The organism is Pseudomonas sp. S2_H01, assembly GCF_054668305.1.
Genome location: NZ_CP162756.1, coordinates 1,850,121 through 1,863,501 on the forward strand (window position 1 = coordinate 1,850,121; position 13,381 = coordinate 1,863,501).

5 protein-coding genes are annotated in these 13,381 nt (G+C 60.8%); 2 read left to right on the forward strand and 3 right to left on the reverse strand.

Features of this window, described 5'->3' with window-relative positions; all coding sequences use genetic code 11:
• Window positions 1-23 precede the first annotated feature (23 nt).
• The gene (putP, locus tag AB4N84_RS08120; RefSeq protein ID WP_460045907.1) at window positions 24-1,508 is read right to left on the reverse strand and encodes a sodium/proline symporter PutP; all 1,485 of its coding nucleotides are present in this window, start codon (window positions 1,506-1,508) and stop codon (window positions 24-26) included.
• A gap of 351 nt (window positions 1,509-1,859) precedes the next feature.
• Between putP and putA the strand changes: the two genes are divergently transcribed.
• Together putA and AB4N84_RS08130 are read left to right on the forward strand one after the other, a co-directional pair.
• Window positions 1,860-5,813 carry a trifunctional transcriptional regulator/proline dehydrogenase/L-glutamate gamma-semialdehyde dehydrogenase gene (gene putA, locus AB4N84_RS08125; protein WP_460045909.1) on the forward strand — a complete coding sequence of 1,318 codons (3,954 nt, stop codon included), beginning with the start codon at window positions 1,860-1,862 and terminating at the stop codon, window positions 5,811-5,813.
• A gap of 258 nt (window positions 5,814-6,071) precedes the next feature.
• The gene (locus AB4N84_RS08130) at window positions 6,072-7,874 is read left to right on the forward strand and encodes an acyl-CoA dehydrogenase (RefSeq protein ID WP_460045910.1); all 1,803 of its coding nucleotides are present in this window, start codon (window positions 6,072-6,074) and stop codon (window positions 7,872-7,874) included.
• A 9-nt stretch (window positions 7,875-7,883) separates the two neighbouring features.
• Here the strand turns inward: AB4N84_RS08130 and AB4N84_RS08135 are convergent, their stop codons facing one another.
• Complete coding sequence (locus tag AB4N84_RS08135) at window positions 7,884-10,457, reverse strand: dermonecrotic toxin domain-containing protein (protein ID WP_460045911.1); 2,574 nt, start codon at window positions 10,455-10,457, stop codon at window positions 7,884-7,886.
• Window positions 10,458-10,550: 93 nt separating this feature from the next.
• Window positions 10,551-13,166 carry a dermonecrotic toxin domain-containing protein gene (locus AB4N84_RS08140; RefSeq protein WP_460045913.1) on the reverse strand — a complete coding sequence of 872 codons (2,616 nt, stop codon included), beginning with the start codon at window positions 13,164-13,166 and terminating at the stop codon, window positions 10,551-10,553.
• Window positions 13,167-13,381: the final 215 nt, after the last annotated feature.

The window sequence follows — 13,381 nt, forward strand, 5'->3', positions numbered from 1 at the left end:
GGCTTTTAGTAAGGCCAGACGATTTACGCTGCGCGGTACTCTTTTTCAGCCGCGTCGAATCGCGCCTGCATGCCGGCTGAAGGGCCTTTGCCCAGCAGGCTGAATACCACAATGGCGAGGCTGGCGAAGATGAAGCCCGGAATGATTTCGTACAGGCCCAGCAGCTCGAAATGCTTCCAGACCACGACCGTCACAGCGCCCACCAGAATGCCGGCCAGCGCGCCATTGCGGGTCATGCCTTTCCACATCACGGAGATGAGCACGACAGGACCGAACGCAGCACCGAAGCCTGCCCATGCGTAGCTGACCAATCCCAGCACCCGGTTCTCAGGGTTGGCGGCCAGGGCAATGGCGATCAACGCCACCAGCAGCACCATCACACGACCGACCCACACCAGTTCACGCTGCGAAGCCTGCTTGCGCAGGAACGCTTTGTAGAAGTCTTCGGTCAGCGCGCTAGAACACACCAGCAACTGACAGCTCAAGGTGCTCATGACCGCCGCCAGAATCGCCGACAGCAACACGCCCGCGATCCATGGATTGAACAGGATCTTGGCCAGTTCGATGAACACACGCTCGTGGTTTTCTGTGACAGGGCCTGCAACCTCCGGATGCGCCGAGAAGTAGGCGATGCCGAAGAAGCCCACCGCGACCGTGCCACCCAGGCACAGGATCATCCAGGTCATGGAGATACGGCGAGCCTTGGCGATCGACTTGACCGAATCCGCCGCCATGAAGCGGGCCAGGATATGCGGCTGGCCGAAGTAACCCAGCCCCCAACCCATCAAGGAAATCACACCGATGAAGGTGGTGTTCTTGAGCATGTCGAAGCTGGTCGGATCTTTCGCCTCGATGGCCAGGAACGTGGTGTCGACGCCACCGGTGGCCAGCAGAACGATGATTGGCGTGAGGATCAGGGCGAAAATCATCAGCGTGGCTTGCACCGTATCGGTCCAGCTCACGGCCAGGAAGCCACCGATGAAGGTGTAGGCGATGGTGGCTGCAGCGCCAGCCCAGAGTGCCGTTTCGTACGACATGCCAAAGGTACTTTCGAACAGGCGCGCACCTGCAACGATGCCCGAGGCGCAGTAGATGGTGAAGAACACCAGAATCACGATGGCCGAAATCACCCGCAGCAAGCCACTGGTGTCTTCGAACCGGCTGGCGAAGTAATCCGGCAGGGTCAACGCATCGCCGTTGTGCTCGGTCTGGACGCGCAAACGACCGGCGACGAACAGCCAGTTCAGATAAGCGCCCACGATCAGCCCGATGGCGATCCAGCTTTCAGACAGACCCGACAGGTAGATGGCACCCGGCAAGCCCATGAGCAGCCAGCCGCTCATGTCGGAAGCACCCGCTGAAAGCGCAGTGACGACGCTCCCGAGGCTACGTCCGCCCAGAATGTAATCCGACAGGTTGTTGGTGGAGCGATAAGCCATGAGTCCGATCAGAACCATGGCCGCGATGTAGATCACAAACGTGATCAGAGTAGGATTGCTGACGCTCATTGTGTGTCCGTGCGTTGTTTTTATGGCAGGAGCAACGGGTTGCACCAAGGGCGCGCATGCTAGTCAACATCGCAAGCCGGGCGCAACCCAGAGATGAGAATTAGTTTCAACTTTTCCTTCATAAATTGTAACCAACTGGAATTCCTGCTCTTTTTTTGCGCGCTGCGATGCCTCTTGCAGGCCGCTGGCACCAAGGCTGTGCGCCGGATTTCCCGCCTTCGTCCGCCCGTGGACGGTTCATCGGAAATATCTGGAAAAAACCGGTTGCACCCGGTTGCACCCTTACTTTCACGCAGCTACTCTTGGCGGCAGCTATAGCCACACACATGGTGGCTCTTATGAGGACAAAACATGGCGACCACCACCCTGGGTGTCAAACTCGACGACCCGACCCGCGAGCGATTGAAAGCGGCTGCGCAGTCCATTGACCGGACCCCGCACTGGCTCATCAAGCAGGCGATTTTCAATTACCTGGAAAAACTCGAGGGTGGTGCAACCCTTAGCGAACTCAACGGCCAAGGCAACAAGGACGCCGATGACCAAGGCGAACTGCCGGTGGATAACGCCCATCAGGCGTTCCTCGAGTTCGCCGAAAGCATCCTGCCCCAGTCCGTACTGCGCGCAGCCATCACCTCGGCCTATCGCCGCCCGGAGCCTGAGGTCGTGCCGATGTTGCTGGAACAGGCACGGCTGCCTGCTCCGATGGCTGACGCAACGCACAAGCTGGCCGCTTCGATTGCCGAAAAGCTGCGCAACCAGAAGAGCGCAGGCGGTCGCGCCGGTATCGTGCAGGGCCTGTTGCAAGAGTTCTCGCTGTCGTCCCAGGAAGGCGTGGCCCTGATGTGTCTGGCCGAAGCGCTGTTGCGCATCCCGGACAAAGGCACTCGCGATGCGCTGATCCGCGACAAGATCAGCACCGGTAACTGGCATCCGCATCTGGGCAACAGCCCGTCGCTGTTCGTCAATGCCGCCACGTGGGGTCTGCTGCTGACCGGCAAACTGGTCAGCACCCACAACGAAGCCGGCCTGACGTCCTCGCTGAGCCGCATCATTGGCAAGTCCGGCGAACCGATGATCCGCAAGGGCGTCGACATGGCCATGCGCCTGATGGGCGAGCAGTTCGTCACCGGCGAAACCATCGGCGAAGCCTTGGCCAACGCCAGCAAGTTCGAAGCCAAAGGCTTCCGTTATTCCTACGACATGCTCGGTGAAGCAGCGCTGACCGAACACGACGCGCAGAAGTACCTCGCCTCGTACGAGCAGGCGATCCATTCCATCGGCAAGGCGTCGCACGGCCGCGGCATTTACGAAGGCCCGGGCATCTCCATCAAGCTCTCGGCGCTGCACCCGCGCTACAGCCGCGCGCAGTACGAGCGTGTGATGGAAGAGCTGTACCCGCGCCTGCTGTCCCTCACCCTGCTGGCCAAGCAATACGACATCGGTCTGAACATCGATGCCGAAGAAGCCGACCGCCTGGAGCTGTCGCTGGACCTGCTCGAACGCCTCTGTTTCGAACCGCAGCTGACCGGCTGGAACGGCATCGGCTTCGTGATTCAGGCTTACCAGAAACGCTGCCCGTACGTGATTGACTACGTCATCGATCTGGCCCGTCGCAGCCGTCATCGCCTGATGATCCGTCTGGTGAAAGGCGCTTACTGGGACAGCGAAATCAAGCGCGCCCAGGTCGAAGGCCTGGAAGGCTATCCGGTCTACACCCGCAAGGTGTACACCGACGTCTCCTACATTGCGTGCGCGCGCAAACTGCTGTCGGTACCGGAAGTCATCTACCCGCAGTTCGCGACTCACAACGCCCATACCCTGTCGGCGATCTACCACATTGCCGGTCAGAACTATTACCCCGGTCAGTACGAGTTCCAGTGCCTCCACGGCATGGGCGAGCCGCTGTACGAGCAGGTTGTCGGCAAGGTCGCCGATGGCAAGCTGAACCGGCCGTGCCGTGTGTACGCCCCGGTAGGGACTCACGAAACCCTGTTGGCGTATCTGGTTCGTCGCCTCCTGGAAAACGGCGCCAACACCTCGTTCGTCAACCGCATTGCCGACCAGTCGATCTCCATTCAGGAACTGGTCGCCGACCCGGTATCGAGCATCGAACGCATGGCCACGCAAGAAGGGGGTTTTGGTCTGCCGCACCCACGCATTCCATTGCCGCGTGACCTGTATGGTCGCGAACGCGCCAACTCGGCCGGTATCGACATGGCCAACGAACATCGCCTGGCCTCGCTGTCCTCGGCACTGCTGGCCACTGCGCACAACGACTGGAAAGCCGGCCCGATGCTGGGCAGCCCGGTCAGCGCGGGCGCCGAAGCGCCTGTTCTGAACCCGTCTGACCTGCGTGACGTCGTCGGCCATGTTCAGGAAGCGAGCCTGGAAGACGTCGACAATGCGCTGCTCAGCGCCCTCAGCGCAGGCCCGATCTGGCAAGCCACGCCGCCCGCCGAACGCGCCGCCATCCTTGAGCGCGCCGCCGACCTGATGGAAGCCGACATCCAGCCGCTGATGGGCCTGCTGGCCCGTGAAGCCGGCAAAACCTACGCCAACGCCATCGCCGAAGTCCGCGAGGCCGTGGATTTCCTGCGCTATTACGCCGTTCAGGCACGCAACGACTTCAGCAACGACGCGCACCGCCCGCTGGGCCCGGTGGTGTGCATCAGCCCGTGGAACTTCCCGCTGGCAATTTTCAGCGGTCAGGTCGCCGCTGCTCTGGCCGCCGGTAACCCCGTGCTGGCCAAGCCTGCCGAGCAAACGCCGCTGGTGGCCGCACAGGCCGTGCGTATCCTGCTCGAAGCCGGCATTCCGGAAGGCGTGGTGCAACTGCTGCCGGGCCGTGGTGAAACCGTCGGCGCGCGACTGGTGGGTGATGAGCGCGTCAAAGGCGTGATGTTCACCGGTTCCACCGAAGTCGCGCGTCTGCTGCAACGCAACATCGCCGGTCGTCTTGATGCGCAAGGTCGTCCGATTCCGCTGATCGCCGAAACCGGTGGCCAGAACGCGATGATCGTCGACTCCTCCGCCCTGACCGAGCAAGTGGTCATCGACGTGGTGTCGTCCGCTTTCGACAGCGCCGGTCAGCGTTGCTCGGCGCTGCGGGTACTCTGCCTGCAGGAAGATTCCGCCGACCGCGTCATCGAAATGCTCAAAGGTGCCATGGCTGAAAACCGCCTCGGCAACCCGGAACGCTTGTCGGTCGACATTGGTCCGGTGATCGACGCCGACGCCAAAGCCGGCATCGAGAAACACATCCAGGCCATGCGTGACAAAGGCCGCAACGTGTATCAGGTTGCCATCGCCGACAGCGACGAGATCAAGCGTGGCACCTACGTCATGCCGACCCTGATCGAGCTGGAAAGCTTCGACGAACTGCAACGTGAAATCTTCGGCCCGGTCCTGCACGTCGTGCGCTACAAGCGCAAAGAACTGGACCAACTGATCGCACAGATCAACGCCTCCGGTTACGGCCTGACGCTGGGCGTGCACACGCGCATCGACGAAACCATCGCCAAGGTGATCGACTCGGTCAACGCCGGCAACATGTACGTGAACCGCAACATCGTCGGTGCCGTGGTGGGTGTACAGCCGTTTGGTGGCGAAGGCCTGTCGGGGACGGGCCCGAAAGCCGGTGGCCCGCTGTACCTGTACCGCTTGCTGTCGACCCGACCCGTCGATGCCGTGCAGAAGTCGTTCGCCAGCCGTGATGCCGAAACTGCGCCGGACACACGCATGCGTGAAACCCTGCTCAAGCCGCTGACCGCACTGAAGGCCTGGGCTGCCAGCCAACAGCTGACAGAGCTCGACACCCTGTGCACGCAGTTCGCCGAGCAATCGCAAAGCGGCGTCACCCGCCTGTTGGCGGGCCCAACCGGCGAGCGCAACAGCTACAGCATCCTGCCGCGCGAGCATGTGCTGTGCCTGGCCGAAGACGAAACCGACCTGCTGACCCAGCTGGCAGCCGTGATGGCCGTCGGCAGCACGGCCATCGTGCCGGACAACGAGCTGAGCAAGCCGCTGTACAAACGCCTGCCGAAAGACGTGCAAGCGCGCGTCAAGCTGGTGAGCGACTGGAACAAGGACGACGTCGTCATCGAAGCCGTCCTGCACCACGGCGACTCCGACCAGTTGCGTGCCATCTGCGAGCAGGTTGCCCTACGCAGCGGCGCCATCGTCGGCGTTCACGGCCTGTCCAAAGGCGAAACCGGTATCGCGCTGGAACGTCTGGTGATTGAACGTGCATTGAGCGTTAACACGGCTGCGGCAGGTGGTAATGCGAGCTTGATGACGATCGGGTAGCTTCAGGTGCCTGCTTCATGTAACAGACGGCACGCAATCCTCGTGTAGGAGCGCGCTTGCCCGCGATGCGTCAACGCAGACACCACAACGGTGTCTGATCGATCGCAATCGCGGGCAAGCGCGCTCCTGCCGTTTCGCGATGCTCGTCGCGACTGAATTCGACCCCCGTTCTACCCCTCCATCACCCAGATCAATCTTGCTGTTCACCCCTTTCTGGCACACCTAGACTCACGGCACTCCAACAAAAGGTACGCCGCCATGTCCGAGACGCTGCTCAGTTCACGCAATCTGGCTTTCGAGCTGTATGAAGTGCTGGATGCCGAAGCGCTGACGCAACGTGAGCGTTTTGCCGAGCACAGCCGCGAGACGTTCGACGCAGCGATCACCACCGCCCGGACCATCGCCGAGAAGTACTTCGCGCCGCACAACCGCAAGAACGATGAGAACGAGCCCCGTTATGAGAACGGCGAGGCCGTTTTGATTCCTGAGGTGAAGCCCGCCGTGGACGCGTTTCTGGAGGCCGGCTTTCTGAACGCGGCGCGCAGCTTTGAAGCGGGCGGCATGCAATTACCGACGCTGCTGTCTCAAGCCTGTTTCGCGCATTTTCAGTCGGCCAACGCGGCGTCGACGTCGTACCCGTTTCTGACCATGGGCGCGGCGAACCTCATCGAAAACTTCGGCAGCGACGAGCAGAAGCAGCGTTTCCTGCAACCGATGATCGAGGGGCGCTTCTTCGGCACGATGGCCTTGACCGAGCCGCATGCGGGCTCGTCGCTGTCGGACATTCGTACCCGTGCCGAGCCCGCCGAAGACGGCACCTACCGGCTGCGCGGCAACAAGATCTTTATTTCTGGCGGCGACCATCCGCTGTCGGAAAACATCGTGCATCTGGTGCTGGCCAAACTGCCTGACGCACCGCCGGGCGTGAAGGGCATTTCGCTGTTCATCGTGCCGAAGTTTCTGGTCAACGACGACGGCAGTCTTGGCGCGCGCAACGATGTGCTGCTGGCCGGACTGTTTCACAAAATGGGCTGGCGCGGGACGACGTCCACGGCGCTGAATTTTGGCGACAACGCCGAGTGTGTCGGCTATCTGGTCGGCAAGCCGCACCACGGCCTGAGCTATATGTTCCAGATGATGAACGAAGCGCGGATAGGCGTGGGCATGGGCGCGGTCATGCTGGGTTACGCCGGTTATCTTTACTCGCTGGAGTACGCCCGCGAGCGGCCGCAAGGTCGGCTGCCAGACAGCAAGAACCCGGAAAGCGCACCGGTCTCGATCATTCAGCACGCGGATGTCAAACGCATGCTGCTGACCCAGAAAGCCTACGTGGAAGGCTCGTTCGACTTGGGGCTTTACGCGGCCCGCCTGTTCGACGACACGCAGACAGGCGAAACCGAAGATCAGCGCAAGCTCGCCCATGAACTGCTCGACCTGCTGACGCCAATCGTCAAATCCTGGCCCTCGGAGTTTTGCCTCAAGGCCAACGAACTGGCGATCCAGATTCTCGGCGGGCATGGCTACACGCGTGAATACCCGGTCGAGCAGTACTACCGCGACAACCGCCTCAATCCGATTCATGAAGGCACCCACGGCATTCAGTCGCTGGATCTGCTGGGCCGCAAGCTGGCGCAGAACGGTGGCGCGGGCCTCAAGCAGTTGGTCAGGTTGATTGCCGATACCTGTGAGCGTGCACACGCGCACGAATCGCTCTCCACACTGCGCCAGCCGCTGGAGCAACTCGTCGCTCGGCTGCAATCGGTCACCCTGGAGTTGCTCACCGATCTCGCTCAAGGGAAGGTCACGGCCACGCTGGCCAACTCCGCGCTGTACCTCAAGGCATTTGGTCACACGGTCATCGGCTGGCGCTGGCTGGAACAAGCCATCCGCGCGCAGGAAGGGCTGAATACCGGCAACACGGCCGACGCGGATTTCTACAAAGGCAAGCTTCAGGCGGCCCGGTACTTCCTGACGTGGGAAGTACCGGCCTGCCATCACGAACTGGCCATTCTGCAAGCCCGCGATGACGTGTGCCTGTCGATGCAGAACGACTGGTTCTGACTCAGCGCATCAGGATCTCGGGGGGAAGAACGCGTCCACCAGCGCCTTTGCGTCCTCGCCCAGTTTGGCGGCGTACTGGTCTCGGCTGAACGCCTCACCGGTGCGCAAGTCATACGCGGGGCCCGACACCTGCTCGACCGGGATCTGTCTGAGCTGGACATTCATGAACCGGTAGTTGCTGCCCGCCACTTCTTCGATGCGCTGAATCTGGAAGTAGTGGCCCGGCAGAAACACGGATTCGACCTCATTCGGGCTCTCCGAGAACGGGCTGATGGGAGTCGCGTTCAAGTATTCGCCCGCCGGTAATTCGAATACGACCGAGGTGTCGTCAAACGTGATCGCACCTTTGTGGCTGGCCGACGAGGCCCCGCCCTGGCTGCTGGCGAACACCCTGGCGATGTAAGGGTTTTCACTGAACGAAGTAACGTCCGTATTGACCAGCACGTCGCCTGCCTTGAGCTTGCCCTCACGAAATACCCTCCCCGAAGTGCCTCGCTCACCACTGCCGCCTCGATACAACGCGACGTCATTGTTGGGCTCTACCTCCGAGATGTCCTCGACCAGACGCTCGAGCGCCTCGATTTGATCCGTACCCCGCTGCTCTCCCGTGCGCAAGAAAACGTTGTAGGCATCGTCGTCCTCGGTATAGCGGGTGATCGCACCTCCGAAGTAAGCATTGTCTGTGGTTTTGAATACCCGGTGCTTTTCATTCCAGGCGTCGATAACCACGTCTTCGCCCTCTGAGTCGGAAACCACTTCCTCGTCGGAGTCCAGTTCGTACACATTGACCGCCGACGCCTGACGCTGATTACCCAACGCTGACAGGCGCCGCTCTTCGTCCAGATTGAATTGCATGTGGGTGTCCCAGAAGGGCGACGAGGTCGTGGCATACGGTTTCGCCGCTTGGGAACCGGATGCCTTGGGCGATTCACCTGGCGTCTCCACCGGCGGCTTGCCGCCCACCAGTTTCGGCGGCTGAAGCAACTCCCATTGATCCAGCGCATTGAGGCGGACCGGACGAGCGCCGCTGAACGCGAACGGATTGTGGGGATCCACGATGGCCCAGGTATTGAGGTCGTTCAGGTACCGCACGCGGTAGGGCAGATCACCCAGGGTGATCCAGGTTTCGCCGTTTTCCAGCACATGGACGCCGCGGGTATTTACGTTCCCCGTGTCTGCGGGGATGTCGTCCAATACCTCATTGCCCTCAAGGCCCGCCAGTGACTCAGTGTCCGCTCCGGATGCACGCTCAGGTAACGGCGCAGCTTCTCCCGCACGACCGATACTGGCCAATAGCGGCAGGTTGAGAAACAGGTACACCGCGTTGATGATCGCGCCGATCACGCCCGCCTTGCGCAGCGTTTTGGTACGCCCATGGATGGCTTGGTCGATATTCAAACCCACACTGGCGATGCCGGCGCCCACCAGGCTCAGCGCAACCGGCCACGCCAGCGGCGCCACACCGCCGGCCATACGGATGAACGCGCCCAGATAGCCGATCCACATCTGTTTGCGCAGGCTGGCATTGCTGGTCAATTGGGCGTTGAGGTCCTCGTTCATTTCACGCTGCGCTGTGTCGCGCAAGCGCTCGAAAACAGACTGCGGGCTCGCGGCCGGGGAATCGCCGATGAGCGTCTGCTCGGCCGACCATGGCTGATCAGCCCGCGCGGACAGTCTGGCGTCTGCAAATGCCAGCTGCTCGGCCCCTCGTGCGAAATGCGACACCAGCGCCGCCTTCGTTTCAGGCTCGCGCAGTTGCGATTGCACCCATTGATACAGCGCGGGTTCATCGGCAAAACACTGGAACATCGGTTGCACATCGGGCTTGAACACGATCCGGCGTCCCTGCCCGTTCTTGATGAGCAGCATGTCTCTGGCTTCGTGCCCTGCAAGCTGAAACACCTGCATCGTCACACCCGCCGAAAAGCCCGGGTTCTCCTGCAGCATGTCCCACGTCACGTGGGGGTCGGTAGCACCGGTGATCGCCATCAGCACGGTCTGAAAATCGTCCATCGATAACCGCTTTTTGCTCAACGCCAAGCCTGCCGACGACAGCAGGTTGATCTTGGCGAGCGTGCAGAAATCCTGCTCATGAGCACGCCAGAACGCCTCGACCTTGTGTTTGCAATCCGTGGCGAAATCCAGCTTCCAGAAATCCTGCAGCACGTCGCTGGGCAGCATCGGGACTTCATTGTGTTCGTTGTAAAAGCGTTGATCGGCACCCACCGTGTAAAAGCCGCTGTAGGTGTTCAGCTCATCAGCGGACACCGTGTCACTGGCACTGAAGCGGTGCATGACCAGTTCGATCAGCGTCATGGATTCGGACGGCGGCCCTACGTGTTCCCAACCGGTGAAGGTGGCGCCGCTGTTGTTCGCCCGGTTAAAGCGATGCCAATACACCTTAGCCGGATCCAAGGGTTTGCCCGTGTGCCTGATGACAATCGCACGGGCAGCCTGAAACGCCATGGCGTAAAGGTCGGGGTATGTCCCCATGAGCGCGGCGGCGCGTCGTTGAAGCGTCTCGCCGTCAGATAACGCGCGGGGCGCGTTGATGGTGGTCATTCCGAGCGTGGTTGACTGCATGACTTCCTGTCCTTGTCTGTAGGAAAGTCATGCACGTAATCAGCTTGAAAAAAGCCGGAGGCGGTAACTATTTATGGGGCAGTGCTTTAGCGGTCACACCTGCGAAGTCAGCATTTGAGGAAAGAAACGATCCACCAGCGATGTGCCCTCAGGCCCCAGCAACGCTGCATAGGCCGCGCGACTGAACGGCTCGCCAGTGCGCATATTCAACAGCTGTCGACCCGCAACCGGTGCTGACACTTCTTTGATTCGCACCCTCATGAACCGGTAGAAGGCGCCGCGCACCTCATCGAGCTGCTCGATCTGGAAATAGCGCCCAGGCAGAAACACCGACTCAGCCTCTCCGGGGCTGGTCGAGAACGGCGCAATCGGCGTTGCATTCAGGTACTGCTTTGCCGGCAGTTCGAACACCACCGAACTGTCGTCAAAGGTAACCGGTGCCGTAATGGAAACAGCGTTGGCGCCCGCTTGATTGCTGGCGAACGTGCGCGCCTGATAAGGGTTTTCGCTGAAGGAGGCTATGTCGGTGTTGGTGAGCACATCACCCACCTGAACGCGGCCACTGCGAAAGAACTGTCCCGAGGTGCTTCGCTCACCGCTGCCGCCACGATATAGCGTGACGTCATTGTTAAAGCCCAATGTGCCGATGTCATCGACGAACCGCCGGATGTCCTCGACCTGTTCGGCCGTCGTCGCCAATCCGGGGTGCTCTGCGTCTTCGTAGACCGTGCCGGTGCGCAGGTACTGGTTATAGACCCCGCCATCATCGGTGTAGCGACGAATATTAGGGGCATGAAATGTCGCATCGGGGGTTCTGAACACCCGGGGCGTGGCGTCCCACGGATCAATGTGCACCTCCTCGCCTTCGGAGTCGGTCACCACCTCTTCTTCCGGCTCCATCCGGTAGATATCCATGACGGCTTCCTGACGCGCAATCGCCGCCTCCGCCAGATGCTTTTCCTCGTAAACGTTGATCAGCATGTAGTGATCCCAGAAGGTGGAACCCGTGACACCGTAGGCCGTGGAGGTTGGCTGCACGGATGTACCCAAGGGAATGTCAAAAGGAGCACCGCCCGCCAGGCCGGTTCTGGCGACCTGCTCCCACTCGCCGTGAGGGTTCAGGAAAACAGGCGGCCCCGAAGAAAAAGCGAACGGGTTCTGCGGGTCCACCACCTTCCAACCGGGCAACGATTCATCGAACAGCACCCGGTAGGGCAGTCCGCCCAGCGTGATCCATGTTTCGCCGTTTGCGAGCTGTTGAATGCCCCGCCATCTTCCCGTGGTCGCCTGCGGCGTCACCCCGTCGAGGGTCAGATGGTTACCGTTCAGGTTGGCCAGTGCGTCGACCGCGGGCTCTTGGCTGACGGGTATTGGCGACGACACTGCCTCGTCCGCCCCGCGCACTGCGGCACGGGCGCTGCCGGTCAAAAGGGGTAAATTGAAGGCCAGGTATATGGCATTGACGATCGCGCCCAATACGCCGGCCTTGCGCTGAGCGGCCGTCTTGCCCGAGAAGGCCTGATCAATGTTCAGCCCGATATTGACGGCACTGGCGCCGATCACCGCCAATGCGATCGGCCAGCCCAACAACGCAAGGTTGCCCGAGACCCGAACGAAGGCATCGAGATACCCCATCCAGATTTTCTTGTGCAGTTCGGTGTTGCTGGTCAACAGCACGCGAGCATCGGCCGCCATGTCCTCTTTGGCGTTATTACGCAAATACTCGAAGGGATCACCCGGGATCGGTTCTTTGATCTGATTGACCAAGACCCGGCCCTCTTCCCATTCGTGGACGAGTAACCTGTCGATAAGCTGATCGAACGCTGCGATGCGCGTCGGCAGATCAACGGATGAACGCAGAAAGTGATTGCGTGCCGCTTCACGGGTGGCCGTTGACGCAAAGCGTGCCTTGACCCAATCAAACACCTCACGCGCCCCGGCAAAACGATGAAACGGCGTGAGTTCCCCAGGGACATACAGCGTTTGGGCACCGTGCTCGTCGACCATTCGCAAGATGTCGCGCGCCTTGAAGCCGCCGATATCCAGCCAGTGGAACGTGTTTTTGGTCGTCGACCGGACGGGTGCTTGCAGCAAGGCGCGCGTCGGGCTGGCGATCCCCTCGCCCAACATCCCGTCGATCAACGCATCGAAATCCGCAATGGAGATCTGCCCATCACGCAATGAGCGCCCTGCTGCCGCAAGGTACTCAGCCTTGGCGAGCACGCAGAAGGTCTGATCATGATCGCGCCAGAACCGTTCGCGTTTCTGCTGATAGCCCGCACTGAAATCCAGCGCCCAAAAATCCGCAAGAACGTCTCGGGCGAGCAGCGGCACCTCGTTGTTCTCGTTGAAAATGCCGTGATCCGCCCGGTCGGTGTAAAAGCCTCCGTACATCGAAAGCTCGTCAGTTGACACCTGATCCTGTGGAGTAAAACGGCGCATGAGCAACTCGATCAGGGTCATCGACTCGACCGGCTTGCCCGCATGCTCCCAACCGGAAAACGTCCGAGGACTGCTGACGGCACCGCTGAATCGATGCCAGTAGACAGTCTCCGGCTCTAGCCGCTTACCGGTGCGTTTTAAGATGATGCGCTGTGCGGCACGACGGGCCATGTCATGCAGATCCGGATAGTCGGCGACATACTGGCGAGCGGTTTCCCGCACTACCTGTTGGTCATTGGGATTGAACTGATGCGTTGCAGAAGTCATGGCTTCCTGAGTCCTTGAAGGAGGGAAGCCGTACGTGATCACAGGCCGTCCAGTCTGCTGCGATAGATAGTTATGACATGCGCGAACGCGGTCACCCCGATTGCGATCAGCCTTCGGGCGCGCCATGTATTAATTGGCAAAGCTTTGACAGCCTGCCAATTCAACAGGTTAAATCCCTTGGCACGCCGACTGCATGGTCAGTCCGCCCGTGCTTT

What these genes read in the sequence shown, in the direction of transcription:
- putP (WP_460045907.1), bottom strand. Translation starts at nt 1,508, where the DNA reads ATGAGCGTCAGCAATCCTACTCTGATCACGTTTGTGATCTACATCGCG.
- putA (WP_460045909.1), top strand. Translation starts at nt 1,860, where the DNA reads ATGGCGACCACCACCCTGGGTGTCAAACTCGACGACCCGACCCGCGAG.
- AB4N84_RS08130 (WP_460045910.1), top strand. Translation starts at nt 6,072, where the DNA reads ATGTCCGAGACGCTGCTCAGTTCACGCAATCTGGCTTTCGAGCTGTAT.
- AB4N84_RS08135 (WP_460045911.1), bottom strand. Translation starts at nt 10,457, where the DNA reads ATGCAGTCAACCACGCTCGGAATGACCACCATCAACGCGCCCCGCGCG.
- AB4N84_RS08140 (WP_460045913.1), bottom strand. Translation starts at nt 13,166, where the DNA reads ATGACTTCTGCAACGCATCAGTTCAATCCCAATGACCAACAGGTAGTG.